The organism is Streptomyces sp. NPDC001415 (assembly GCF_053597395.1).
This window is the reverse complement of record NZ_JBSFIE010000001.1, coordinates 73,125-98,403: the sequence shown is the minus strand read 5'-3', so window position 1 is coordinate 98,403 and position 25,279 is coordinate 73,125. Positions and strand designations below refer to the sequence as shown.

At 71.7% G+C, this 25,279-nt stretch carries 17 protein-coding genes and 1 pseudogene; 5 read left to right on the top strand and 13 right to left on the bottom strand.

Annotated features, from left to right (window positions below; translation table 11 throughout):
- Positions 1 to 44 precede the first annotated feature (44 nt).
- From ACWC2B_RS00420 to ACWC2B_RS00405, 4 genes and pseudogenes are all read left to right on the top strand, one after another.
- Positions 45 to 1,454: pseudogene (locus ACWC2B_RS00420) on the top strand (alpha-amylase); the annotation flags it as partial.
- A 130-nt stretch (positions 1,455 to 1,584) separates the two neighbouring features.
- Positions 1,585 to 6,891, top strand: coding sequence for a pullulanase-type alpha-1,6-glucosidase (gene pulA, locus ACWC2B_RS00415; protein WP_450714201.1), 5,307 nt, complete (start codon positions 1,585 to 1,587; stop codon positions 6,889 to 6,891).
- Positions 6,892 to 6,984: 93 nt separating this feature from the next.
- Positions 6,985 to 9,015, top strand: coding sequence for an ATP-binding protein (locus ACWC2B_RS00410; RefSeq protein ID WP_450714200.1), 2,031 nt, complete (start codon positions 6,985 to 6,987; stop codon positions 9,013 to 9,015).
- A gap of 122 nt (positions 9,016 to 9,137) precedes the next feature.
- Positions 9,138 to 10,739 (top strand): SpoIIE family protein phosphatase, encoded by a 1,602-nt coding sequence (locus tag ACWC2B_RS00405; RefSeq protein ID WP_450714527.1) that lies wholly within the window; start codon positions 9,138 to 9,140, stop codon positions 10,737 to 10,739.
- Here the strand turns inward: ACWC2B_RS00405 and ACWC2B_RS00400 are convergent.
- From ACWC2B_RS00400 to ACWC2B_RS00370, 7 genes are all read right to left on the bottom strand, one after another.
- Positions 10,705 to 11,226, bottom strand: coding sequence for a GNAT family N-acetyltransferase (locus ACWC2B_RS00400; protein WP_450714199.1), 522 nt, complete (start codon positions 11,224 to 11,226; stop codon positions 10,705 to 10,707). The two genes, ACWC2B_RS00405 and ACWC2B_RS00400, sit on opposite strands and share 35 nt — an antisense overlap.
- Positions 11,227 to 11,248: 22 nt before the next feature.
- Entirely contained in the window at positions 11,249 to 11,962 is a 714-nt protein-coding gene (locus tag ACWC2B_RS00395) for a TetR/AcrR family transcriptional regulator (protein ID WP_450714198.1), read from the bottom strand.
- A gap of 29 nt (positions 11,963 to 11,991) precedes the next feature.
- Entirely contained in the window at positions 11,992 to 13,056 is a 1,065-nt protein-coding gene (locus tag ACWC2B_RS00390; RefSeq protein ID WP_450714197.1) for a PDR/VanB family oxidoreductase, read from the bottom strand.
- Between the two features lies 1 nt (position 13,057).
- Positions 13,058 to 13,945 (bottom strand): metal-dependent hydrolase, encoded by an 888-nt coding sequence (locus ACWC2B_RS00385; RefSeq protein ID WP_450714196.1) that lies wholly within the window; start codon positions 13,943 to 13,945, stop codon positions 13,058 to 13,060.
- A 66-nt stretch (positions 13,946 to 14,011) separates the two neighbouring features.
- On the bottom strand, positions 14,012 to 15,964 hold the full coding sequence (locus tag ACWC2B_RS00380) for a hypothetical protein (protein ID WP_450714195.1): 1,953 nt from the start codon (positions 15,962 to 15,964) through the stop codon (positions 14,012 to 14,014).
- A 78-nt stretch (positions 15,965 to 16,042) separates the two neighbouring features.
- A complete protein-coding gene (locus ACWC2B_RS00375; protein WP_450714194.1) occupies positions 16,043 to 16,837 on the bottom strand; it encodes a tyrosine-protein phosphatase in 795 nt (264 codons plus the stop codon).
- Positions 16,838 to 16,865: 28 nt separating this feature from the next.
- On the bottom strand, positions 16,866 to 17,447 hold the full coding sequence (locus ACWC2B_RS00370) for a rhomboid-like protein (protein WP_450714193.1): 582 nt from the start codon (positions 17,445 to 17,447) through the stop codon (positions 16,866 to 16,868).
- Positions 17,448 to 17,545: 98 nt separating this feature from the next.
- Here ACWC2B_RS00370 and ACWC2B_RS00365 point away from each other — a divergent pair, with 98 nt between their 5' ends.
- Positions 17,546 to 17,929, top strand: a complete 384-nt coding sequence (locus tag ACWC2B_RS00365; RefSeq protein ID WP_450714192.1) for a hypothetical protein — start codon at positions 17,546 to 17,548, stop codon at positions 17,927 to 17,929.
- 51 nt (positions 17,930 to 17,980) lie between these two features.
- On the opposite strand, the gene ACWC2B_RS00360 is transcribed toward ACWC2B_RS00365, so the two are convergent.
- From ACWC2B_RS00360 to glnII, 6 genes are all read right to left on the bottom strand, one after another.
- Positions 17,981 to 19,453: a DUF1996 domain-containing protein gene (locus ACWC2B_RS00360; RefSeq protein ID WP_450714191.1), complete on the bottom strand. Its 1,473-nt coding sequence runs from the start codon at positions 19,451 to 19,453 to the stop codon at positions 17,981 to 17,983.
- A 109-nt stretch (positions 19,454 to 19,562) separates the two neighbouring features.
- Complete coding sequence (locus ACWC2B_RS00355) at positions 19,563 to 20,708, bottom strand: methyltransferase (protein ID WP_450714190.1); 1,146 nt, start codon at positions 20,706 to 20,708, stop codon at positions 19,563 to 19,565.
- Positions 20,709 to 20,837: 129 nt separating this feature from the next.
- Positions 20,838 to 21,485 carry a response regulator transcription factor gene (locus ACWC2B_RS00350; protein WP_344371828.1) on the bottom strand — a complete coding sequence of 216 codons (648 nt, stop codon included), beginning with the start codon at positions 21,483 to 21,485 and terminating at the stop codon, positions 20,838 to 20,840.
- The gene (locus ACWC2B_RS00345; protein WP_450714189.1) at positions 21,470 to 22,735 is read right to left on the bottom strand and encodes a sensor histidine kinase; all 1,266 of its coding nucleotides are present in this window, start codon (positions 22,733 to 22,735) and stop codon (positions 21,470 to 21,472) included. The genes ACWC2B_RS00350 and ACWC2B_RS00345 overlap by 16 nt, the downstream gene beginning before the upstream one ends.
- Positions 22,736 to 23,036: 301 nt before the next feature.
- Positions 23,037 to 23,621 carry a winged helix-turn-helix domain-containing protein gene (locus ACWC2B_RS00340; protein WP_450714188.1) on the bottom strand — a complete coding sequence of 195 codons (585 nt, stop codon included), beginning with the start codon at positions 23,619 to 23,621 and terminating at the stop codon, positions 23,037 to 23,039.
- Positions 23,622 to 23,997: 376 nt separating this feature from the next.
- The gene (glnII, locus tag ACWC2B_RS00335; RefSeq protein WP_450714187.1) at positions 23,998 to 25,029 is read right to left on the bottom strand and encodes a glutamine synthetase; all 1,032 of its coding nucleotides are present in this window, start codon (positions 25,027 to 25,029) and stop codon (positions 23,998 to 24,000) included.
- Between the last annotated feature and the right edge of the window lie 250 nt (positions 25,030 to 25,279).

Below are 25,279 nucleotides of genomic sequence, written 5' to 3'. Positions count from 1 at the left end.
CCACGCTGAATCGCCTCCCCGAGCCGCAGGAGGACCCTCCCCCCATGAAGCCCCCGAATCCGCCCCGCCGGATACCGAGAGCCGCAGCAGCCCTCGCCCTCGTCACGGCCGCATCAGCCATCCTGGCCGCGCCCGGCGCCCCCACCGCCGCCGCCTCGGCCCCCGGTGACCGGGACGTCACCGCCGAGCTCTTCGAGTGGAAGTACGACTCGGTCGCCAAGGAGTGCAAGGACACCCTGGGCCCGGCCGGCTACGGCTACGTCGAGGTGTCACCCGCCACCGAGCACGCCCAGGGCCCCCAGTGGTGGACCTCGTACCAGCCCGTCAGCTACAAGATCGCCGGTCGGCTCGGGGACCGCGCGTCCTTCAAGAACATGGTCGACGCCTGTCACGCGGCCGGAGTGAAGGTCGTCGCGGATGCCGTCATCAACCACATGGCGGCCGGTTCCGGTACCGGCACAGGCGGGTCCTCGTACACCAAGTACGACTACCCCGGGATCTACAAGTCCCAGGACATGGACGACTGCACCAGCCAGGTCGGCAACTACAGCGACCGCTGGAACGTGCAGCACTGCGAGCTGGTCGGGCTCGCCGACCTCGACACCAACGAGCCGTACGTGCGCACCCGCATCGCCCAATACCTCAACGACCTGCTCTCGCTCGGCGTCGACGGGCTGCGCATCGACGCCGCCAAGCACATCGCCACCGAGGACATCGCCGCCATCAAGGCCCAACTGGCCAAACCCTCCGCCTACTTGAAGCAGGAAGTCATCTACGCCGCGGGTGAGGCCGTCCAGCCCACCGAGTACCTGCCGAACGGCGACGTCCAGGAGTTCCGGTACGGGCGCGACCTCAAGCGGGTCTTCACCGGCGAGAAGCTCGCCGAGCTGAAGAACTTCGGCGAGGCCTGGGGTTACCTGCCCAGCAGTCAGGCCGGGGTGTTCGTCGACAACTGGGACACCGAGCGCAACGGCTCGACCCTCACCTACAAGGACGGCGCGAACTACACCCTCGCCAACGTCTTCATGCTGGCCTGGCCCTACGGCTCGCCCGACGTGCACTCCGGGTACGAGTTCACCGACAACGACGCGGGCCCGCCCGGCGGCGGAACGGTCAACGCGTGCTGGACGGACGGCTGGAAGTGCCAGCACAAGTGGCCCGAGATCAAGAGCATGGTCGGCTTCCACAACACCGCGCGCGGCCAGTTGGTCACCAACTGGTGGGACAACGGCGCCAACCAGATCGCCTTCGGCCGCGGCTCCAAGGCGTACGTCGCCATCAACCACGAGCCGTCCGCGCTGACCCGCACCTTCCAGACCTCGCTGCCGGCCGGTGCGTACTGCGACGTGCAGAGCGGGAAGGGCGTGACGGTCGACTCCGGCGGGCAGTTCACCGCCACGCTCGGCGCGAACACCGCACTCGCCCTTCACGTCAACGCCCGGACGTGCGGCGGTAGTTGAGCTCTCGCGTCCGCACCTGCCCCTGAACCGGGCCGCCCGGCGCCCCTTCCGCCCCGCCGGGCACCGGGCGGCCCCGCCGCTCCACCCCGAATGCCGAGAACCCCGTACGACTGAGGAGCACCCGGTGATCCCCCTGCGAAGAACGGCCGTCGCGCTCGCGGCCGCCCTGTGTGCGGCGCTCGTCCCCGCGCTGCCCGCCACGGCCGCGCCGAAGCCGCCCGCGCCGCCCGGTGACGCGCGGCTCGCGGCCGAGCCGGCCCGGCACGACGCGACGCGCGAGCAGTTCTACTTCGTGCTGCCGGACCGGTTCGCCAACGGGGACACCTCCAACGACCGGGGCGGCCTCACCGGTTCGCGCCTTGAGACCGGGTACGACCCCGCCGACAAGGGCTTCTACCAGGGCGGTGACCTCAAGGGCCTGACCCGGAAGCTCGACTACATCAAGGGGCTCGGCACCACCGCCATCTGGCTGGCCCCGATCTTCAAGAACAAGCCCGTGCAGGGCACCGGCAAGGACGCGTCGGCCGGGTACCACGGCTACTGGATCACCGACTTCACGCAGGTCGACCCGCACTTCGGCACCAACGCCGACCTCACCCGGCTCATCGCGGGCGCCCACGCCAAGGGCATGAAGGTCTTCTTCGACGTCATCACCAACCACACCGCCGACACCGTCGACTACGCCGAGAAGCAGTACGGCTACCGCCCCAAGGGCGCCTACCCCTACCTCGACACCAGCGGCCGCCCCTTCGACGACCGTACGGGCGTGAAGAAGGTCGACGCGAACTCCTTCCCGTACACGCCCGTCGTGCGGGCCGGTGAGAAGAAGGTGCCGGACTGGCTCAACGACCCCACCATGTACCACAACCGGGGCGATTCGACCTTCGCGGGCGAGAGCGCCGAGTACGGCGACTTCTCCGGGCTCGACGACCTGTGGACCGAGCGGCCCGAGGTCGTCTCCGGCATGGAGCGGATCTACGAGAAGTGGGTGCGCGACTTCGCCGTGGACGGCTTCCGTATCGACACCGTCAAGCACGTGGACCTGGACTTCTGGACCCAGTGGGCGACCGCCCTCGACGCGTACGCGAAGAAGCGGGGGCGGCCGGACTTCTTCATGTTCGGCGAGGTGTACTCCGCCGACCCCGCGATCACCTCCCCGTACGTCACCCGGGGCCGCCTGGACGCGACGCTCGACTTCCCCTTCCAGGACGCTGCCCGCCAGTACGCCTCCCAGGGCGCCCCCGCCACCAAGCTCGCCTCCCTCTTCGCCGACGACTACCGCTACACCACCGACAAGGCCAACGCCTACGAGCAGGTCACCTTCCTCGGCAACCACGACATGGGCCGCATCGGCACCTTCCTCAAGCAGGACCACCCGGGGGCCGGTGACGCCGAACTGCTCCAGCGCGACCGGCTCGCCAATGAGCTGATGTTCTTCAGTCGGGGCAACCCGGTGGTCTACTACGGCGACGAGCAGGGCTTCACCGGCGCGGGCGGCGACAAGGACGCCCGCCAGACCATGTTCGCCTCGAAGGTCCCCGACTACCTGGACGACGACGAGCTGGGCACCGACCGCACCCACGCCTCGGACGCCTACGACCCGACGCACCCCCTCTACCGCACCATCGCCGACCTCTCCCGCCTCACCAAGGCCAACCCGGCGCTGCGCGACGGCGTCCAGACCGAGCGCTACGCCAAGGACTCCGTCTACGCCTTCTCGCGTACGGACGCCAAGACGCGCACCGAGTACGTCGTGGTCGTGAACAACGCCACCGAGCCGAAGGAGGTGTCCATACCGACCGGCTCGGCCGGCGCCGACTTCGGTGTGCTGTACGGCGGTTCGGGCTCGGTACGCAGCGGCTCGGACGCCGCCGTCAAGGTGACCGTGCCCGCGCTGTCCTCCCTTGTCCTGAAGGCGGCCGCCCCGCTGCCCGCGCCCGCCGCGAAGCCGACGATCACCCTGAAGGCCCCCGCGGCCGGCGCCACCGGAACCGTCGAGATCTCCGCCGACGTGAACGGCGGACAGCTCGACCGGGTCGTCTTCGCCGCGCAGAGCGGCAACGGAAAGTGGCAGACGCTCGGCTCCGCCGACCACGCCCCCTACAAAGTCACCCAGCACCTGGACCTGGCCGCCGGAACTCCCGTGCGCTACAAGGCAGTTGTGGTCGACAGCACAGGACGTACCGCGAGCGCGCTCGCCTCGACGACGGCGGGGCAGAACCCGCCGCCCGCCAAGCCGACGGCCGTCGAGCGGGACTACGCCGTCGTGCACTACCAGCGCCCCGCCGGCGACTACGACGGCTGGCAGCTGAAGGCCGACGGCCGGAGCGCCGCGTTCACCGGGCGCGACGCGTACGGCGCCTTCGCCTGGATCAAGCTCCCGCAGGGCGCCGGATCGCTCGCCTACACCGTCGCCAAGGGCGACAGCGCCGACGGACCGCAGCGCACCATCGACCTTGCCCGGACCGGCGAGGTGTGGATCGCGCAGGGCAAGGACGGCCAGTCCGAACAGGCGCCGACCGGCGCCCACCCCCCGCAGGACAAGTCCAAAGTGGTCCTGCACTACTCCCGGCCCGACGGCGACTACGACGGCTGGGGGCTGCATACCTGGACCGGCGCCGCCTCGCCCACCGACTGGTCCAGGCCGCTCATGCCGACCGGCCGCGACGCGTACGGTGTGACCTTCGAGGTGCCGCTCGCCCAGGGCGCGACCTCGCTGAGCTACATCCTGCACAAGGGCGACCAGAAGGACCTGCCCGACGACCAGTCCCTCGGCCTCGCCACCTACGGCAACGAGGTCTGGCTGCTCGCCGGACAGCCCAAGTATCTTCTTCCGCAGGCCAGTTCGGGCGTCTCACTCGACCTCGGCAAGTCCGAGGCGCAGTGGATCGACCGGAACACGGTCGTGTGGAAGGTCAAGGCGACCGATGCGACCAGCGAGCAGCTGGTGTACGCGCCGGGCGGCGGCATCACCGTCAAGGACGGCGCGCTGTCCGACGAGGGCCAGTGGCTGCGGCTCACGCCCGCCGCGCTGAGCGACGCGCAGAAAGCCAGGTTCCCGCAGCTCAAGGACTATCCGGCGTTCACCGTGGACGCCCGTGACAGGTCCCGTGTCCGCGAGTCCCTCAAGGGGCAGCTCATCGCGACCCAGCGGGCCGCCAACGGGGCGCTGCTCGCCGCGACCGGCGTCCAGACCCAGGGCGTCCTCGACGACCTGTACGGCGGCGCCGCCGTGAAGGCCTCGCTCGGCCCGGTCTACGCCCACGGCCGCCCCACCCTGTCCGTATGGGCGCCCACCGCACAGCAGGTCTCCCTCGAACTCGACGGGCGTACGGTCGCGATGCGGCGGGACGACACCTCGGGCGTCTGGTCGGTGACCGGGCCCGCATCCTGGTCGGGCAAGCCGTACCGGTACGCCGTGAAGGTGTGGGCGCCGAGCGTGCAGAAGGTCGTGACCAACCTGGTCACCGACCCGTACTCGACGGCCCTGACCGCCGACTCGGCCCGCAGCCTGGTCGTCGACCTCGCCGATCCGAAGCTGGCCCCCAAGGGCTGGGCCACGCTCAAGAAGCCGGCCGCCGTGCCGCTGCGCGACGCCCGGATCCAGGAGCTGCACATCCGCGACTTCTCCATCGCGGACCCCACCTCGCATCACCCCGGCCAGTACCTGGCCTTCACCGACACCGGCTCCGACGGCATGAAGCACCTCGCCCAGCTCGCGAAGTCGGGCACCTCGTACGTCCATCTGCTGCCCGCCTTCGACATCGCGGGAATCCCGGAGAGGAAGTCCGAACAGGCCACGCCCGCCTGTGACTTGAAGGCATACGCGCCCGATTCGCAGGAGCAGCAGGCCTGCATCGCCAGGTCGGCCGCGAAGGACGCGTACAACTGGGGCTACGACCCGCTGCACTACACCGTCCCCGAGGGCTCCTACGCCAGCGACCCCGACGGGACCCGCCGTACGGTCGAGTTCCGGCGGATGGTGCAGGGTCTCGGCAACGCCGGGCTGCGTACCGTCATGGACGTCGTCTACAACCACACCGCCGCGAGCGGGCAGGCCGACGACTCGGTCCTCGACAAGATCGTGCCGGGCTACTACCAGCGTCTGATGGCCGACGGCAGCGTCGCCAACTCCACCTGCTGCGCCAACACCGCGCCCGAGAACGCCATGATGGGCAAGCTCGTCGTCGACTCGGTGGTGACCTGGGCCAAGCAGTACAAGGTCGACGGGTTCCGCTTCGACCTGATGGGCCACCACCCGAAGGCCAACATCCTGGCCGTGCGGGCGGCGCTCGACGCCCTGACCGTCGCCAAGGACGGCGTCGACGGCAAGAAGATCATCATGTACGGCGAGGGCTGGAACTTCGGCGAGGTCGCCGACGACGCCCGCTTCGTGCAGGCCACCCAGAAGAACATGGCGGGCACCGGCATCGCCACGTTCTCCGACCGGGCCCGCGACGCCGTGCGCGGCGGTGGCCCCTTCGACGCCGACCCGGGCGTCCAGGGCTTCGCCTCCGGCCTCTACACCGACCCCAACTCCTCGACGGCGAACGGCACTCCGGCCGAACAGAAGGCCCGTCTGCTGCACTACCAGGACCTCCTCAAGGTGGGCCTGACCGGCAACCTCGCCGCGTACACCTTCACCGACAGCTCCGGCCGCGGCGTCAAGGGCTCCGAGGTCGACTACAACGGCGCCCCGGCCGGCTACGCGGCGGCCCCGGGTGACGCGCTCGCCTACGCGGACGCCCACGACAACGAGTCGCTGTACGACGCCCTCGCCTACAAGCTGCCCGCGGGCACCTCGGCCGCCGACCGCTCCCGCATGCAGGTCCTGGCGCTCGCGACCGCCGCCCTCTCCCAGGGCCCGGCCCTGTCCCAGGCGGGCAGCGACCTGCTGCGCTCCAAGTCGCTCGACCGCAACTCGTTCAACAGCGGCGACTGGTTCAACGCGCTGCACTGGGACTGCCGGGCGGGCAACGGGTTCGGGCGCGGGCTGCCCATGGCGGCCGACAACCAGCCCAAGTGGCCTTTCGCGAAGCCCCTGCTGACCAACGCGTCGCTCACCCCGGGCTGCGCGGAGATCAACGGGACTTCGGCCGCCTACCAGGACCTCCTCGCGATCCGTAGCGGCGAGAGCGCGTTCGGGCTCGCCACCGCGGACCAGGTCCAGTCGGCGCTCTCGTTCCCGCTGTCGGGCACGAGCGAGACCCCGGGGGTGATCACCATGCGGCTCGGCCCGCTGGTCGTCGTCTTCAACGCGACGCCCCAGGCGCAGACCCAGCGCGTGGCCGCTCTCGCGGGCACCGCGTACGCGCTGCACCCGCGCCAGGCGTCCGGGGCCGACCCCGTGGTCAAGACGGCCACCTACGATCAGGGTTCGGGGAGCTTCACGGTCCCGGCCCGTACCGTTGCGGTCTTCAAACAACACTGAACCGATCATTCCGGGTCGTTCGGTGACCTGATTCGGTTGTTCCCCGCCGCGGGTTGAGTCAAGGGCCGCACTGTGGTCCAGACTGTGCCCGTGGTGGGGAATCTTCCTGCGGAGAGCACGAGTTTCATCGGGCGGTCGGTCGAACTGGCCGCCCTGGACGGCCTCCTGCGGCGGCATCGGCTCGTCACCGTCACGGGACCCGGCGGCGTCGGAAAATCCCGGCTCGCGCTGCGGACCGCCCGGCGGGCCGAGGACCGCTACCCCGACGGGGTCTGGTGGGTGGAGCTGTCGCCGCTGCGGGACCGGAACTTACTCGCGGCCACCGTCGCCGACGCCTTCGACGTCTTCGACCAGAGCCTGCGCACCGCCTGCGAGGCGCTCTGCTCCTGGCTCGCCGACAAACGCCCGCTCCTGGTGCTCGACACCTGCGAGCACCTGATCAGCGCCTGCGGCCACCTGATCGGCGAACTGCTCCAGACCTCGCCCGGGCTCACCGTCCTCGCCACCAGTCGCCAACCCCTCGGCCGACCGCAGGAACGTGTCTTCCCCCTGGAGCCGCTGCCCGTCGCGGACGAGGCGCTGACCCTGTTCAAGGACCGCGCCACCGAGGCCGTGCCCCACCTCAGCTTCGAGGACCCGGCCCGCGCGGCCGCGGCCGCCGACGTCTGCCGGCGCCTCGATGGCATCCCCCTCGCCCTCGAACTCGCGGGCGCCCGGCTGCGGTTGTGGTCGGTCGAACAGCTCGCCGCCCGGCTCGGCTCCCGCTTCGAGGTGCTCGCCGACACCCGGGTCGCGGCCCTGCCCCGCCACCAGACCATGCGCACCGCCATCGGCTGGAGCCACGAGCTGTGCGAACCCCTCGAACGGCTCCTGTGGGCCCGCCTCTCCGTGTTCGCGGGCGACTTCGACCTCGCCGCGGCCCAGGACATCGGCGCGGGCGGCCCCCTGCCCGCGTGCGCCGTCGAACAGGTCCTGGCCGGCCTCGTCGACAAGTCGGTCGTACGCACCCGGCTCGAAAGCTCCGGCCGGTTCGGCCACCGCATGCTGGACACCATCCGCGAGTACGGGCTGCGCTGGCTCGACGAACTCGGCGAGACCCAGGACGTCGCCGACCGGCACGCCCGCCGCTTCCGCCGGATCGCCCACGAGGCCGACGCGGCCTGGATGGGCCCCGGCCAACTCGACTGGTACGTACGCCTACAGGCGGAGAACGCGGATCTGCGCACCGCGCTCGAACACCTCCTGGCCACCGACCCCGAGGCCGCCCTCGACATGGCGGGCTCGCTCTGGTTCGTCTGGTTCTGCTGCGGGCGCCTCCGCGAGGGCCGCGGCTATCTGCAACGCGCCCTGGACGGCTGCCCGGGGCCAGGACCGTACCGGGCCACCGCCGTGTGGGCGCTCGGCATGTGCGCCTTCCTCCAGGGCGACTTCGTCATCGCGCACCGGCTCGGCGAGGAGTCCTCCCGCGCCGCCATCGACCCCGAACAGCGGCTGCGCGCCGCCTACTTGTACGGCGGGAGCGTCCTGATGCCCGGCGACCCCGAGCGGGCCCTCGCCATCCTCGACCCCGCCCTCGCCCAGGACACCGGCTTCTCGGCGGGCCGCGCGCTGTGCGCACTCGCCCGGATCTACGCCCTCAACAACCTGGCCCGCTACACCGAGGCGTCCGCCGAAGCCGTGCTCCTTCGCGACGAGTGCGCCGCGCGCGGCGAACGCTGGATGCGGGCGTACGCCGACTACATGCTGGCCGTCAGCGCGCTCGGCCTGGACCGGCCCGCCGAGGCCGCCGCGCACGCCCGCGCCATGCTGGCCGGCAAGCGCCTCCTGCACGACAGCTTCGGCATCGCCATCGGCCTCGACCTGCTGGCCTGCGCGGTCGCGTCCCAGGGCGACGGCGAGGACGGCGCCCTGCTCCTCGGCGTCGGCCAGGAGTGCTGGCGCACCGTCGGCAAGGCCCAGATGGGCGCGCCCGAACTGACCGCCGTGCGTGAGCAGTGCGAACGCCGGGCCCGCGCCGCGCTCGGTGACGGGGCGTACGACTCGGCCTTCGGCCGGGGCGTGGCCACCGGCCTGGACGACGGGCTCGCGCTGGCCCTCAAGGGTGGCTTTCCGGAGGTGAGTTGACGAAAGCCGCATGTGACCGCTCCCGACCGGCAAGCGGCGCTACGGTGGGTTGCAGCCCGTGCCGGGGAGTGAACGGCCCTTGAGTGGCGGGCTGTTGGAGACGATCGGCGGTGACCGCGACGATGCCCATGACCTGCGACACGACCGTCCTGGTGGTCGACGACGTCGACGCCAACCGCTGTGCGATGGGCGCCGTCCTCAGTCGCGCGGGCCACCGGGTCGTCCCGCTCGCCACCGCCTCGGCCGCGCTCATCGAACTCGACGCCCGGCTGCGCGCGGGAGCACTGCCCGACGCCGCCCTCGTCGATGTGGGCCTGCCCGACATGGACGGCTTCGAACTGTGCCGCCGCCTCAAGTCCCACCCCGGTATCGCGCCCATGCCCGTCGTGCACTTCTCGGCGGCCTCCATCACCCCGCACGACCGCAGCCGGGGCCTGGACGCGGGAGCCGAGGCCTACCTCACCGTGCCGGTCGAGCCCGAGGAGATCCAGGCCGTCGTCCGGGCCGCGCTGCGCGGCGCCCGGCTGCGCCACGAGTCGGCCGCCCTGGCCGGCCGGCTCAGCCGCCTCGCCGAGGCGACCGCCGCCCTGCACCGGGCGCGCTGCCCCCAGGGACTCGCGGACGCCGCCGCCGACGCGGCCGCGCTGCTCACCTCGGGGCCCGTCACCGCCTTCGTGTTCGCCGCCGACGCCTTCCTCCACACGGGCGGCGCCGTCCGCCCGGCCCAGGCCACCGAGATCCCCGCGCTCGCCGCACTGCTGCGCCGCGCCATGGCGGGCTGCACCGGCGTACGGTCCGTGCTCGCCCCCGCCCCGCTCTGGCCGCCGGACCTCTTCGGCAGCGACGGGGCACGGCTCGTACTCGCCCGCGGCCAGGTCGACCAGCCGCCCGTCTGCCTCGCCGTCCCGGCCCGGCTGCCGTACGGCCGGGAGACCGAGGCGCTGCTCTCCCGCCTCGCCCAGTCCCTCGCCGTCGCCGCCGAATCCCTGCGCACCTACGCGGAGGAACGCCACATCGCGCTCACCCTGCAACACAGCTTCCTGCCGCAGCGCGCACCCCGGCTGCACGGAGCCGACATCGCGCTTCGCTACGTCCCCGCCTCCAGCCGCGCCGAGATCGGCGGCGACTTCTACACCGCCCTCACCACCCCCGCCGGGCTCCTCGTCGGCGTCGGCGACGTCGTCGGGCATTCCCTGGACGCGGCCACCGTCATGGTCGAACTCCGCCACGCCCTGCGCGCGTACGCCACCGACGACCACGAACCGGCCGCCCTGGTCCGCCGCCTGGACCGGATGCTCCAGCTCTACCACCCCGAGGCCACCGCGACCCTCTGCCTGGCCCTCATCGACCCGGACACGGGCGCGGCCCGCATCGCGAACGCCGGGCACCTTCCGCCGATGCTCCTGCCCCACCGGGGCGAGGCCTCGTTCATCGCGACCCGGGGCCCGCTGCTCGGCCTCGGCCTGCGCCACCCGCCCTCGACCCGGCTCCAACTCGGGCCGCGCGACGGCCTGTTGATGGTCACCGACGGCCTCATCGAGCGCCGCGGCACCGACCTCGCGGACTCGCTGGAACACCTCAGGCACACCGCGGCCGCCGCCCCGCCCGGCACCGAGGCGCTCTGCGACACCCTGCTGAGCCGCTTCGGCGACGACCTGGAGGACGACGTGGCCCTGCTCGCGCTGCGCCTCAGCCCAGACCGAGATCTTTCTCCAACAGCGTGACCGCGTAGGGGCTGCCCCCGCCGTCGGTCTTCGCCGCCTGCTCGCCGACCACGGTGTACCCCGCGCCCTGGTAGTAGCGGAGCAGCGCCGGGTTGTCGGAGCGGCAGTCGAGGCGGCACAGCGGCCGGCCGCTCTCGGCGACCCGCCGCTCGGCGTGCCCGAGCAGGACCTTCCCCGTGCCGGGCGGCGCGACCGCGCGGTCCACCATCAGGCGGTGCACATAACCGGCCACCGGCGGCCGCACACCCCAGGCGGGCTCGTCCTCCCACCACAGCTCGTACGCCCCGACGACCGAGCCACCGGCGGTACGGGCGAGCCACACCTGGCCCTCCTTCATGCGCAGCCGGAAGTGCTCGGCGTCCTTGCCGCCGGGCTGCCACTGGTCGATGCCGTGGTCGAGCATCCAGCGCGCGGCGCCGTCGTACAGCGAGGTCAGCGCGGGCAGATCGGAGTCGTCGGCGAGATCGAGGACGAGCGTGGACGTCATGCGGTCGATCATGCCGCAGGTCTCAGCCCAGGCGCGGCGCGGGTACCAGCGGGAGCAGGGCGCCGAGCCGGTCCACCAGGTCGCCGAACGGCCCGTCGGCGGGCTCGTCCGCCAGCATGGGCAGCACGATCGCCGCCATCTCCGGATCGTAGGCCGCGCTCACCGCGGCGAGCGCCGCGAAGTCGTGCACCAGCTGCAACTCCAGCTCGCCGCGCGGAATCCGCCGCCCGTCCAGCCAGATCAGCGCCGTCGACTCGGCGAGCGACACCCACGACCGTACGACCAACTCAAGCCTGGCGGGCGGCTGTTGGACGCCCAGGTGCGCCAGGATCTGGAGGTAGGCGGCGTTGCGCACCTCGTCGATCATGGCGTTCGTGGTGCTCGATCCGACGGCCGGGCCGCCCCGCATCAGCGCGGAGAAGCCGGGCCCGTGCTCGTCGACGAAGTCGAAGAACCGGCCCATCACCCGCAGCAGCCGGGCGCCGAGCGGCCCCTCGTGCGGCTCCATGAAGCGGCCCGCGAGCTCGTCCGCGGCCCGGCGCAGCGCGGCCTCGTACAGGCTCTGCTTGCCGGGGAAGTAGTGATACACCAGCGGCCGCGAGATCCCCGCGGCCGCCGCTATCTCGTCGATGGACACGTTGTCGGGCGAGCGGTGGCTGAACAGTTCCAGGGCGACCCCGATCAACTGCTGCCTGCGCTCGTCGACGCCCATCCTGCGCCGTACCCCGGTCGTCATACGAACAGAGTACCTATAGGCCGAGGCGTCTAGAGATCGAGCACCAGCTTCTTGCCGAGGCACCTCGATACACAGACCAGCATCGAGTCGTCGCGCTCCGCATCGGTGAGCAGCTCGTCGCGGTGGTCGATCTCGCCCTCCAGGACCCGCTGTTGGCAGGTTCCGCAGAAGCCCTGCTCACAGGAGTACGAGAGGCCCGGCAGCTCCTCGCGCAGGGTGGCGAGCAGCGACTTGTCCGCCGGGACGGCCAGCGTGCGCCCCGAGCGGCGCAGCTCGACCTCGAATCCCGCGCCCGCCGTGGCCGCGCCGGGCGCGAACCGCTCCAGGTGCGGGGCGCGCCCCGGGCCGAGCGCGTCGGCGACCGCGTCCATCAGCGGATCGGGCCCGCAGCAGTAAACGGCAGCGCTGGAAGGCGAGTTGGCGAGGAAGCCGGCGAGATCCGGCAGCCCCGACTCGTCCTCGGGGACGACGGTGACCTTCCCGCCCAGCTTCTCGATCTCGTCGAGGAACGGCATGGTGGCCCGCGAACGGCCTCCGTACAACAGCCGCCAGTTGCCGCCGGAAGCCTCAACTGCCTTGAGCATGGGGAGAATTGGCGTGATGCCGATGCCACCCGCGACGAACGCGTACGAGGAGCTCGGCACCAGCGGGAAGCGGTTGCGCGGCCCGCGCACCGACAGCTCGACCGCCTCCTGGAGCTGCTCGTGCACCTCGCGCGACCCGCCCCGGCCGTCCTCGATGAGCCGCGTGGCGACGGTGTACGACGTGCGGTCCGCCGGGTCGCCGCAGAGCGAGTACTGCCGTACGAGACCGGACGGCAGCACCAGATCGAGGTGCGCGCCGGGCTCCCAGGCGGGCAGCTCGGAGCCGTCCAGGGCCTCCAGGCGCAGCCGTACGACGCCTTCGGCGGGCTCGGTGCGCTCGGTGACGGTCAGCTTCCGGGTGATGGTGGAGCGCCGGGTGCCCCGCCCCGAGACGGGCTCCTCCAGGGCGGGCATCGGCCACAGCGGTGAGGCGGCGATGCGGCGGCGCAGCGCCCGCCGGGTGAGCAGCGCGGCCCCGGCGGCGAGGGCGGACGTGGTGGCACGGCGCATGTCAGCGGCCTCCGTTGGCGCCGGGCGAGGCGGCGAGATAGGCGACGGCCTGGGCCGTGCTGCCCTCCTGCGAGGGGTGGTAGGTGCGGCTCAGATAGCGCGGAATGGACTTGAGCATGGCGGGCGTGGACGGCAGCATCCCCCGCCTGCCCGCCCGGTAGAACTCGCCGAAGCTCGCCCTGCCGTCCGCCAGCGTGGGGTCGTTCGCCATGAAGAAGCGGGCCCCGCGCTGCCACAGGAAGGCGAGCGCGGTGAACGCGGTCGCCCAGGTGCGCACCCGGCGCCGGTAGCCGCCGTCGACGTGCATGAACAGCTCGAACGCCACCGAGCGGTGCTCGACCTCCTCGGCGCCGTGCCAGCGCAGCAGGTCCAGCATCATCGGGTCGGCGCCGCGCCGGTCCAGGGTCTCGGCGTTGAGGATCCAGTTGCCGAGGAACGCGGTGTAGTGCTCGATCGCCGCGATCGTGGCGACCCGCTCCATCAGCCACCACTCGCGCGCCCTGCCCGGTGGCAGCGTCCGGTCCCCGAGCAGCTTCTCGAAGAGCCAGTCGACCTGCGCGGTGTACGGCGTCGGGTCGAGGCCGAGCTTCTTCAGATGGGGGAGTACGTCGTCGTGCGCGGCGGAGTGCATCGCCTCCTGCCCGATGAAGCCGATGACGTCCTCGCGCAGCCGGTCGTCCGTGATGTGGGGCAGCACCTGCTTGTACACGTGCACGAACCATCGCTCACCGGCCGGCAGCAACAGGTGCAGCACATTGATGGTGTGGCCGGTGAACGGGTCGCCGGGTATCCAGTGGAGCGGGGTCTTCTCCCACTCGAACGAGACGTTCCGGGCCTTGAGCTCGATGCGCTCCTCCGCGACCGGAGCGGGCTGCGGCGTATTAGACATGGCGTCAATGTACTGACGGGTACGCCGCAGCGACAGGGGTGCGCACCGGATTGTTGGACGGACGGGTCAGCGCAGGGTGCTGACCCGACCCCCGTCCGCGAGCCGCCCGTTGAGCTCGGCGCGCGCCCCCTCCTTGGCCCGTACGGCCAGCATGTTGCCCCGCTCATTGGCGGTCATCCCGCCGGACAGGGACACCGAGGACACCTGCTCGCTGCCCGCCGCGACCACGAACCAGTTCCCGCCGCGCGACTTCCACAGCACCCCGGCGAGGACCCGCGCCTCGCGGATCCCGCACGACGCGGAGTTCTCGGCGCGGGCCGCGATCGCGCCCGGCGCGAGCTTGGCGGAAGGCGCCTGGAACTGGGCGAACACCCGGCTGCCCGCGCCCCGCCAGGTCTCGGCCCGGGTGCAGATCCAGTCGGCGGTGCCGTTGTTCTCGGGCAGCGCCTGCTGGGCGAACCGCCAGTCGTTGACCGAGCGCACCCCGTGCGAGCGGACGGTGGGCAGCAGGCACGCGGTCCGCGCCCAGCCCTCGCGCGCCGAGCGGTCGCCGACGTCGCGGGTGTCGGACGGCGGCCCCCACGTCAGCCGGGCCGGGGCGAGCTCGCCGAGGTCGGTGACGAGCCGCACCCCGCTGTCGTCATGGAACTCAAGGGCCTCCCACGACGTGCACTCGCGGGCCTGCGCGGGGGAGACGACCGGGTCCGTCACCCCGTCCTTGTCCCGGCGCAGCGGCCGCGCCCCGGCGCCCGGGGTGAGCAGATCGCGTACGGAGGCCTCACGCACCCAGGGCGCGGTCAGATAGCGCACGTTGCCGTCGGTCCGGCCCACCACGAGAGCGCTCGCGGACGCGGTGTCGGCGGCATCCACGCGCGCGAAGTCGAGCGCGGCCCCGGCCGTGCCGTCACGCGGCTCGGCATAGCGGGCCACCCGCAGGCCGTCGTAGAGCAGCACGACCCTGGCCCGGTCCACCTCGCCCGCGAACAGGAGTTGAGGCGCGCCCATCGGCGGACCCGACGGGGTGCCCGGCGTCGCCGAGACCTGCACGGACCCGCCCGGCCGCGCCCACACCGCGAGCGCCCGCCGCAGCAGTGCCGAGTCGCCGAGCAGGCCGCCCCGGGCCGGCCACACCGAGAAGTCCGTACGGGTCGCGGTCGTCCACGCCGTGGGCTCGACCCGCAGCAGATGGCCGGGGTCGAGCGCGGCCTGCGCGGCCGGGTTCTGCGCGTAGGACGGCGCGGCCGCGCCGTCGGGCCCCCAGCCGTCGCCCGGCAGGCCGATGAGCGCCCCGCACACCACGATCGCGGCGACGGCGGCGAGCGAGGCCCGGCCGTGCTGGCGGCGGCGCATCAGATCGGTGGGCCGCGCCTGGAGCGAGCAGGGGTCGAACTCGGCGGATTCGAGCAGCCCGGCCTGCGTCTCGACGGTGTCGGCCTCGGCGAGCGCCTTCCGCGCCTCGGTGACCCCGGCCGCGTTCAGCTCCGCGCACACCTCGTCGTCGCCGAGCCGCTCAAGACCGCGCAGCACGTAGGCCGCGCGGGCGGGCCCCGAGAGGGCGGAAAGCCGCTGGTCCAGGACGAGTTCATCGGCTCCGCCCGAACGCGGGAACAGCCTCAGGCCCCAGACCTGCGGCAGCAGCGGCGGGAACTGCGCCCGCTTGGGCCACGCCTTGCGCCGCAGTGGGAGCCCCGCTTCGAGCGCCTGGCGCACCACCCGCCGCCGCACATACACATACCCCGGGTCGCCGCCCGCCTCGGCCCGCCGGGCCCCGGGGATCAGCCCGTCATCGGAGCTGCCGGAGCCGTCGACGGAGCCGCCCCGGCCGCGCGGCAGCGAGCGCTGCACGATCGCGTGCGCGGTCACCACCCGGCGGTTGCGCCCGAGCGATGGCGGGAGTACGAGGTAGGCGAGCCGCACCAGTCGCGGATAGTGCTCGACGAGCGCGGCCTCGGCCTGCTCGACGCCGACGGAGGGGGCGGGTGGGTTGAGGATGTCCTGCTCTGGGGCCACGTTCAGCAAAACGAGCGAATGTGGAGATGGTCACCCCGTGCCCAACCGGCCCGACCCCTCAGGAGAGTTGACGCCGGTGCGTGGTGATCACGCGATGAGCCGTTCGCGCAGCCGGGCCACCGCGTCGTCCGGCACCCCGAGCCCCTCGCGGGCGTACTTCTCCATGGAGCCGTACTTCGTGGCGACCTCTTCCAGCGCCGCCGCCAGGTATTCCGGTACGACACCGATGATGGCCAGCGCGATCTCCGGGTCCCCGCCCTGCGCGGTGAAGCCCTCGATGAGCGGGGCGAAAGCCTGGCGCACCGCCGGGTTCACCGACAGGTACTCGCGCTCGACGGTCGCCTCGTCGGCGCCGAGCAGCGTCAGGATCACCGTCGCCGCCCAGCCGGTGCGGTCCTTGCCCGCCGTGCAGTGGAAGAGCAGCGGGCCCGCGTCGTCGGCGGCCAGCTCGGTCAGGAGCGTCCCGTACGCGGAGCGCGCCGAGTGGGACGAGACCAGCGAGCGGTAGGTGTCGGCGAACAGGGCCTGTGCCCTGCCGCCGCCGAGGCGTTCCTCGGCCACGATCGGGTCGGCCAGGATGTGCTTGAGCTGGGCGGCGGCGGGCGCGCCGGTCGCCGAGATCTTGTCGGCAAGCGCGTCGGCGACGACGAGGCGGGCTCCGGCCGGCACCCGGTCGGGGTGGTCGGCGCGCTCGGCGTCGGTGCGGAAGTCCAGGATGGTGCGCAGCCCGAGCGCGGCCACCGCCGGATCGGCCGCCGGGTCCATGCGGTCGAGCTGACCGGCGCGGAAGACCAGGCCGGAGCGGACCGTACGGCCGCCGGACAGCGGGGTGTCGCCGAGGTCGCGCAGGTTGGCGACGGTGGTGGCGGGGATCGCGATCATGTGCGGGCGGCTCCTGAGCGGGTGAAATCTACCGGTTTCGAGCCGAACGGTAGTCCACGGCCGCCGCCACCCCGAGACCGAGCCCCAGCGCCGCGAAATGGCCGGCGTCCGTGAAGCCGCGGCTCTGCCGCAGGAGGGGCTTCGCCGCGAGGGCGAGCAGCGCGATCCGGGCGCCGCGGCGCAGAGGGCCGCGCGGCGGGGCCGAGGTCAGCGCGCCGAGCGTCGCGTAGAAGCCGTAGCTGGTGCCCACGTCCAGGGCGGAGCGGGTGGCGGGCGCGGGGTGCCTTGTGCGCAGCCCGCCGTACACCAGGAGTGTCGCGCCGACATGGCCGAGCAGGAACACACCGGCCGCCCACCAGGCCCCGTGGGCGTACTCCGCGTAGCCGAGCACGGCCAGCAGGAGCAGCGCGTAGGGCAGCTCCATCGGCGACTCGACGAGCAGCGCGCTGGTGGCGAGCGTCCCGTACCGCCCGGCTGCCAGGTTGTCGACGTTGGTGGAGCACGAGCGCAGCAGGTCCTGGCGCGCCCGCTCGCCGAGCAGCCGCCGGCTCGCGTACGCGATGAGCTGGACGCCGCCGACGTAGGCGGGGGCGAGGGCGGGTACACGCATGCACCCATGATCACCGATTGCGGACCCGGCCGCCCGTCCGCCGCGAAAGAATCGCCAAATCACCTTGTTTCCAAGCGAGTTGGGGGCAGGATGGGGTGATGCGAAATGATGCACGAGTGGCCCTTGGGGTGGTTGTGGCGGTCGCCGTGATGACCGGCTGCGGTACGTCGTCGCCCGCGCCCACGACCGCGAGCGGAACCCTGGAGCAGCTGGCCGCCCGGGCCGACTGCAAGCCCGTCGTCTCGACGAACTCGGCCGAGCTGCGGCAGGCCAACTGCACGACGAAGGACGGCCGTTACGTGCTCGCCACCTTCGCCACCGACCGCGGCCAGCGGGAGTGGATCAACGAGGCGAGGGACTACGGCGGCGTCTACCTGGTCGGGCGCAAGTGGGTGGCGGTCGGCGAGCAGCCGGTGGTCACGGCACTGCACGGCCGGCTCGGTGGCAGTGTCGAGACCGGGACCATGCATTCCGGACACTGACCGGGACGGCCGCGCAGCGGCAGTCGCCTCCTCGCGCTCGCGCGCGGGGGGTCAGGCGCAGGAGCGCCCGGTGTTGATGCAGTTCACCGCCTTTCCCATCAGCTGGTCGCTGAAGACGTCGATGAAGTCACCGTGATCGGTGACGGGCTTGTGGAGCTGCTCGGGGAACGAGTCCACGGCGAAGGCGCCGGCCTTGGCCGGAACGTCGTAGACGATGCGCTGCACGAGCTGGGGAATCGCCTTGAAACCGGCGGGACAGGCACCCCTTTTGTCCGTGAAGGCGACATGGGTGCGGTGATTGGCGCTGTCGGTGTTCTTTCCGTCCCAGCAGCTCTGGAATTTGAAGGTACGGACCACCTGGCTGCCCTGGGGGCACAGCGGGTATTTGTCCTTGAGCTGGCGGTTCTCGAATCCGGTGCAGCTCCAGGAGGCATTGGCGTTGGCATTGCCATTGGTGAACGCCTTGGCGTCACCCGTGATGATCCGCAGGAACCGGGGCATCGCGGTGACCTTGCTCACCGGACTTCCGGTCAATTGGATCGTGGCCTGCGTCGGCGTCTGAATCTTTCCGACGTTCTTGTCCTTGCCACCGCCGTTCGCATTCGCGTCCTTGTCGTTGCCCTGGTTGAGGACGCGTACGACCGGCCAGTAATAGGTGGACTTGTCGCCCTGATTACGGCAGCTGGTGTTGCCCCGGGCGAGATCGGCATCGCTGGAGAAGGCATCCGTCGCCTGGTTTCCGACGTAATCGTGCATATGGTGGGCGCCATTGCTCACGCCCGGAGCGACGATGACGTTGTCGGGGTTGCGTTTGCCGTTCTGGTTGCGGCCGCAGTCGCTGGTGAACGTCCCGGTGGAGGCGCCGCGCCCGGGCTGGGGGGCGGCGACGTTCGGCCGTACGGACCGGATGTCGACGAAGTCGCCGCGTGAGAGCCCGGAGGCGGAAGCGGCGGCGGCGTTGACCTGCCGGCCGTTCTGGCCGTCGCTGCTTTGGCCGCCGCCCTGTCCATCGCCCTGTCCGTCGTCCTGGTTGCCGGGCGACGGGGCGTCGGCGGCCCGCATCGTGCACGCGGCGAGCCCCTTGTCGTTGAGGTCCGGTTGGCCGGTGGCGTCCGCGATCTGCCCGATGGAATCGGTGCGCTGCTGTTTCAGCGGGTTCAGGACCATCGTGTCCGCGAGCCCGGGATCGCGCTGGATCCGGTCCTTGTTGTCGGCGAACTTCGTATACGCGTCGGTGATCTGCGTATCAAGGTCGGCGAGCCGGCGGTCAACGGTTGATTTCGTCGAATCGGGCACGGTGGACAGGGAATTGCCCACATCCGGGCAGTCGATGGTCGACAACATCCGCATCTGCGCCATGTCGTGTCCGGACGACCCGTGGCCGCCCGAATCGCCCTCACTGGCGGAGGCGTAGAAATTGACCGCGACGAGCCCGCCTCCGCCCAGAATGAGTGCGGCCGCGGCCATCATCATCCGGCGGGGGAGGGCCTGCCGTTTTCGTGGTGAGCGTGTTGAGCGTCCCATGGAACTCCTTCGCTTGAAGCGCGATGTTCCATACGGATGGGAAGGGTGGGGCGTTCAACGGCTCAGGAGATTCACGGGAGTTGAGACTCCCTCAGGATCTCCCTCAGATTCAACGCGCCTGCTTCACCGCGCGCAGGACCACGAACTTCGGGTCGGACGCCATGAGTTCGCAGTTGCCGAACATGCGGCGGAGCTTCTCGTGGTAGCCGAGGTGGCGGTTGCCGACCACCCACAGCTCGCCGCCCTCGCGCAGCGCCGTGCGGGCGTCCGCGAACATGCGTGAGGAGGTGCGGTCCGTCGTCGCCTGGTGGGTGTGGAACGGCGGGTTGTTCAGGACCAGGTCGGCGGTGCCGGGCTCGAAGTCCGCGAGCCCGTCGCCGAGCCGGAACCCGGCCTCGCGCGCGGGCCCCGCACACATCCGGAAGGTGGCCTCGGCCGAGGCCATCGCCGGATGCGACTCGTCCACGAAGGTGATCCGCGCCTCGGGGTTGGCGAGCGCCGCCGCCGTACCCACGATGCCGTTGCCGCAGCCCAGGTCCACCACGTGGTCCGGGCCCGTGCGCTCGGGCAGGTGCTGGAGCAGGAAGCGGGTGCCGATGTCGAGGCGGTCGGCGCAGAACACCCCGGCGTAATTGGTCACGGCGAGCCCGGAGGCGGGGCCGATGCCCAGCTCCAGGGAGTACGTCAGCGGCCACGGGTTCCTGGGCCTGACCAGCGCCGGGTCCGGCGTGGTGAAGATGAGACGGGCCTTCTTCTCGGCCAGCGAGGTCTTCGTCGGGCCGAGGATCCGCTCGAACAGGTTCAGCGTCGAGGTGTGGATCTCCTTGACCATGCCGGTGCCGACCACGACCGTGCCCGCGTGCACCGACGGCGCGATCCGGTGCAGCTGGTCCTCCAGCAGCCCGAGGCTCTTGGGCACCCGCACGAGCAGCACGTCGGCCCGCTCGGGCACCTCGTCCCGGGTCGACAAGAGGCGTACGGAATCCGGCGCGGAGCCCGCCCGCGCCAGGTTGGCCCGGGTCGCCTCCTGGGCCAGGAACGAGTCGCTGATCTGTACGGGGTGGTGCTCGGCCAGCGCCGTCGTGAGCGCGCCCCAGCGGTCGCCGATGACGACGACGGTGCCCGAGAGGTCCAGGTCCTCGATCCCGGCGAGGTGCCGCAGCAGATAGTCGTCGGCGGCGTCCCAGGCCCGCAGCGGGTCGCGGGGGTCTTCGGGGAATCGGGTCAGGTCGTGCTCGCCCCAGGGCGTGATCATGCGGTTCATTGTTCCGCCAGGCTAACCCGAAACGGCCGAGGAACCCCGCAGCCCGGGACCCCGCTACTCCGCACCCGGAAGCCCGGGGCCTCGCAGCCCGGGACCCCGCTCGCCTCAGCCTCTCAGCCCTCAGCCGCGGTCGAGGTAGGCGAGCACAGCCAGCACCCTGCGGTTGTCGTCGTCGGACACCGGCAGGCCCAGCTTCACGAAGATGTTGGAGGTGTGCTTGGCGATGGCCCGCTCGGTCACGACGAGACGCTCGGCTATCGCCGCGTTCGAGCGGCCCTGCGCCATCAGCTCCATCACCTCCAGCTCGCGCGGGGTCAGCCCGCCCATCGGCTCGTCCCGTACCCGGCGCGACAGGAGCTGCTGGATGACCTGCGGATCCATGGCGGTGCCGCCGCCCGCCACCCGGCGTACCGCGTCGATGAACTGCGCCGCGTCGAACACCCGGTCCTTGAGGAGGTAGCCGACCCCGCCGTTGCCGTCCGCGAGGAGCTCGCGCGCGTACAGCTGCTCCACGTGCTGGGACAGGACCAGGACCGGCAGGCCGGGCCGGGCACGGCGGGCGGCGAGCGCGCACTGGAGGCCCTCGTCGGTGTGCGACGGCGGAAGCCGGACGTCGACGATCGCGACGTCCGGCTCAAGTTCGGCGAAGGCCCGGGTCAGCTCCGGCCCACTCTCGACGGCGGCGAGGATCTCGAAGTCGAACGCCTCCAGCATTCTGACCAGGCCGTCGCGGAGCAGGAACAGGTCCTCGGCTAGGACAACTCGCAAGGGATCTCCATGGTCACCAGAGTGGGACCGCCCGCGGGGCTGCTGACGGCCAGGACGCCGTCGAATGTACCGAGCCGGCGCTCGACCCCGCTCAGGCCGGTGCCCGCGCCGGTCCTCGCGCCGCCCTTGCCGTTGTCGCCGACGGACACGCGCAGCGCGCCCGACTCGTACGACAGGTCGACCCAGATGCTGTCCGCGTCCGCGTGCTTGACCGCGTTGGTGAGCGCCTCGCTGACCGCGAAGTACGCGGCCGACTCGACCGGCGCCTCGGCACGGGCCCGCTCCGGCAGGTCCACCGAAACCTCGGTCGGCACGGGAAGCCGCAGCGCCAACGCCCGTACGGCGTCCGCGAGTCCGCGCTCGGCGAGGACCGGCGGGTGGATGCCGCGCACCAGATCGCGCAGCTCGGTCAGCGCCTCGGCGGAGGACGCGCGAGCCATCGCGAGGAGCTGCTTGGCCTTCGCCGGGTCCGTCTCGACGAGCGCCTCGATGGTGCCCAGATTCATGCCCATGGCGACCAGGCGGGCCTGCGCCCCGTCGTGCAAGTCCCGCTCGATACGGCGCAGTTCGGCCGCCGACGTGTCCACGGCGTCGTGCCGGGTCTCGGTGAGCCGGTCCACGCGCTGCGCCAGCTCGGCCTCGCGCGAGGGGGCGAGCAGCGCCCGGGCGAGCTGGAAGTGGCCGCGCAGCAGGGCCGGGTTGACGAACATGCCGAGCACGAACATCGCGGTGCCGAGCGCGGCGGCCGCGTACGCGGTCCCCTGGCTGACGACATGGACGAACAGGAACCAGTCGCCACCCCCGTCCGCGATCGGCCGCCACACCCCGAGCGCGAGGACCCAGCCGTACGCCAGGTACAGGATCAGGACCGGCGGCAGCAGCGCGGTGGCGAACCCCGCCGTCATGTCGACGAGCATCCAGCGCAGGTCGTGCCAGGTCGCCGGGTCGCGCAGCAGGGTGGTGCACCGCTCGACCCACCCGGCCAGGCCCGGCCGGCGCGGCAGCGGCCGGTACGCCGAGGGGATCCGCACCCCGCTCCAGCGGGCGGCCAGCTCGCGCCGGAAGTCCGCGTGGGCGCGCACCCGCTCGATGATCAACGGGGTCGTCAACACGCCGACACCGATGGGTATGAGGGCGATGGAGACGACGGTGAGCGTGAACAGCAGAATCGACCCGACGATCGAAACGAGGCTCAACGCGAACCCCCGAACCCCCGCGAGCAGCGCGTCCCGTGCTTTGGCCGCGTTCATGTGCTTCCCCGTCTCCGTGTGCTGGCTTGCGATGGTCCGGTGCGGTACCCGAGCGTCCTTGGGGGCGCGCCCAGCCACCGACGGCCCGCAGACAAACAACCGCACACCTGGCGGAGCGCTCGGTGCCGGGCGGGACCGGCTACCAGTCTCGCCGGGCGCACGCCCGGAGTCACGGGGCCCCGCCCCCGGCCAAGGGGTGTTGCCAGCACCACCACCCCGGCCTCGCGCGCTGCCCGCCCCGCAGGGACACCGCACGCGAAAGGGCGGGGCCCCTTAGGCGCCCCGCCCTTCAACTCCCTTGTCAGGGCGCGTACTTGTACCCCACCCGCCGCACCGTCTGGATCGCCCCCCGGTGCTCGGCCCCGAGCTTGCGGCGCAGCCGGGCCACATGGACGTCGACCGTGCGGCCGTCGCCGACGTGGCCGTAACCCCACACCGTGGTCACCAGCTGGTCGCGGGTGTGCACCCGGTGCGGATGCGCCACCAGATGGGCCAGCAGCTCGAATTCGAGGTAGGTGAGGTCGAGCCGCGCCCCGTCCACCTCGGCGGTGCGCCGCGCGGTGTCGATCCGTACGAGCGCGTCCCCGCCGAAGGGGGCGGGCTCGTACGGGACGGCTGTCAGGGGCTCGGGCGCCGCGGCGAGCAGTGCGGGCTGCTGGTCGGCCGGGACGAGCACCAGATAGCCGACCATCGGCGGCTGGCCCGGCAGCGCGGGCAGCGTGTGCTGGGGGGCGGGCAGCCAAGTGGCGCCCGGCGGAAGGAAGTCGATGACCTGGGACGGGGCAGGACGTGCCACCTCGTCGCGGTCCACGGCCCGCAGTCGGTGCCGGCCGAGCGGCAGGGGGGCGGGGGCGTCGGGGGACGGGAGGGTGCGGGTGTTCGCCATGAGGGGTCAGCTCTTTCGCGCGGGGAGTCGTCGGCAGGGGACGTACGTCGTTGCGCGCTGGCCGAAGGCCTGGAGTGGATCGAGGCGTTAGAGGGCCGGCGCGTTCGTCGCGCGGCAACACACCCGGTCGAAGTCGTGGTCCTGACGGGACGGCCAGAACGGCTCAAGGTCGCTGCGACCTGTCACGGGGTTCTGGATGCTGGCCATGTCCCCATTCAACCAGACGATCCGCCCGGCGCAGCAGCCCCCTCCCACGGACTGATACGGATCCTTGGCACAGCGTGACCGGAATCTGCTGTTCCAAATCGGCCCCCGTACGCCGAAGGGCACCCACCGCACCAGCGGTGGACGCCCTTTCACAGCGGATGGGGACGGCTCAGACCTGGCCGGCCTTCTCCAGACCGGTGCAGCAGGTGTCGACGATGAGGCGGGTCACCACGTACGGGTCGACGTTGGCGTTGGGGCGGCGGTCCTCGATGTAGCCCTTCTGGTCCACCTCGACCTGCCACGGGATGCGCACCGAGGCGCCGCGGTCCGAGACGCCGTACTTGTACTGGTCCCAGGGGGCGGTCTCGTGCAGACCGGTCAGGCGGTCGTCGATGCCGGCGCCGTAGTTCTTGACGTGGTCCATGGGCTTGGAGCCCTCGCCGAGCGCCTCGCACGCGGTGATGATCGCGTCGTAGCCCTCACGCATGGCCTTGGTGGAGAAGTTGGTGTGGGCGCCCGCGCCGTTCCAGTCGCCCTTGACCGGCTTCGGGTCGAGCGTCGCGGAGACGTTGAAGTCCTCGGCGGTGCGGTACAGCAGCCAGCGGGCGATCCACAGCTGGTCGGAGACCTCAAGCGGGGAGAGCGGGCCGACCTGGAACTCCCACTGTCCCGGCATGACTTCGGCGTTGATGCCGGAGATGCCGAGGCCCGCGTCGAGGCAGTTGTCGAGGTGCTTCTCGACGATCTCGCGGCCGAAGATCTCGTCCGCGCCGACGCCGCAGTAGTAGCCGCCCTGTGCGGCCGGGAAGCCGCCGACGGGGAAGCCGAGCGGGCGGTCGCCGTCGAAGAAGGTGTACTCCTGTTCGATGCCGAAGATCGGCTCCTGCGCCGCGAACTGCTCGGCGACCGGACGCAGCAGGGCACGCGTGTTGGACTCGTGCGGCGTGCCGTCGATGTTCAGGACCTCGCACAGGACGAGGACGTTCTCGCCGCCGCGGATCGGGTCCGGGCAGGAGAACACCGGCTTCAGGACGCGGTCCGATGCGTGGCCCTCGGCCTGGTTGGTGCTGGACCCGTCGAAGCCCCAGACGGGCAGCTCGGAGACGGCGACGGGCGAACCGGCCATGATCTTCGTCTTGGAACGGAGCTTGGCGGTCGGCTCGGTGCCGTCGATCCAGATGTACTCGGCCTTGTACGTCACGGAAGCCATCCTTTGCGGGAGCTGCGGGGTGCCTGCGCGCTGCCACGCTGCGGCGCTGCTGTATGCCCGGAGCCTCACACCCCGGCATTTCCCGTCCGTTGCCCGTTTGTGAACCCGGTGTTACCTGGGGCTCCCGAGGCGCTCAGGGAAGCCCTTGCCTGTGGGGTTCCTCCGAGTGGGGCGCCGCGAGTCTCGGCGGTTCCTCCCAGGGAGCCGGTCGTACCCTGCCCTGCGGCTGCCTCGTATACCG

What these genes read in the sequence shown, in the direction of transcription:
- ACWC2B_RS00370 (WP_450714193.1), bottom strand. Translation starts at nt 17,447, where the DNA reads ATGCGTGTACCCGCCCTCGCCCCCGCCTACGTCGGCGGCGTCCAGCTC.
- ACWC2B_RS00395 (WP_450714198.1), bottom strand. Translation starts at nt 11,962, where the DNA reads ATGACGACCGGGGTACGGCGCAGGATGGGCGTCGACGAGCGCAGGCAG.
- ACWC2B_RS00365 (WP_450714192.1), top strand. Translation starts at nt 17,546, where the DNA reads ATGCGAAATGATGCACGAGTGGCCCTTGGGGTGGTTGTGGCGGTCGCC.
- ACWC2B_RS00400 (WP_450714199.1), bottom strand. Translation starts at nt 11,226, where the DNA reads ATGACGTCCACGCTCGTCCTCGATCTCGCCGACGACTCCGATCTGCCC.
- ACWC2B_RS00345 (WP_450714189.1), bottom strand. Translation starts at nt 22,735, where the DNA reads ATGAACGCGGCCAAAGCACGGGACGCGCTGCTCGCGGGGGTTCGGGGG.
- ACWC2B_RS00405 (WP_450714527.1), top strand. Translation starts at nt 9,138, where the DNA reads ATGCCCATGACCTGCGACACGACCGTCCTGGTGGTCGACGACGTCGAC.
- ACWC2B_RS00340 (WP_450714188.1), bottom strand. Translation starts at nt 23,621, where the DNA reads ATGGCGAACACCCGCACCCTCCCGTCCCCCGACGCCCCCGCCCCCCTG.
- ACWC2B_RS00385 (WP_450714196.1), bottom strand. Translation starts at nt 13,945, where the DNA reads ATGTCTAATACGCCGCAGCCCGCTCCGGTCGCGGAGGAGCGCATCGAG.
- ACWC2B_RS00355 (WP_450714190.1), bottom strand. Translation starts at nt 20,708, where the DNA reads ATGATCACGCCCTGGGGCGAGCACGACCTGACCCGATTCCCCGAAGAC.
- ACWC2B_RS00360 (WP_450714191.1), bottom strand. Translation starts at nt 19,453, where the DNA reads ATGGGACGCTCAACACGCTCACCACGAAAACGGCAGGCCCTCCCCCGC.
- ACWC2B_RS00375 (WP_450714194.1), bottom strand. Translation starts at nt 16,837, where the DNA reads ATGATCGCGATCCCCGCCACCACCGTCGCCAACCTGCGCGACCTCGGC.
- ACWC2B_RS00390 (WP_450714197.1), bottom strand. Translation starts at nt 13,056, where the DNA reads ATGCGCCGTGCCACCACGTCCGCCCTCGCCGCCGGGGCCGCGCTGCTC.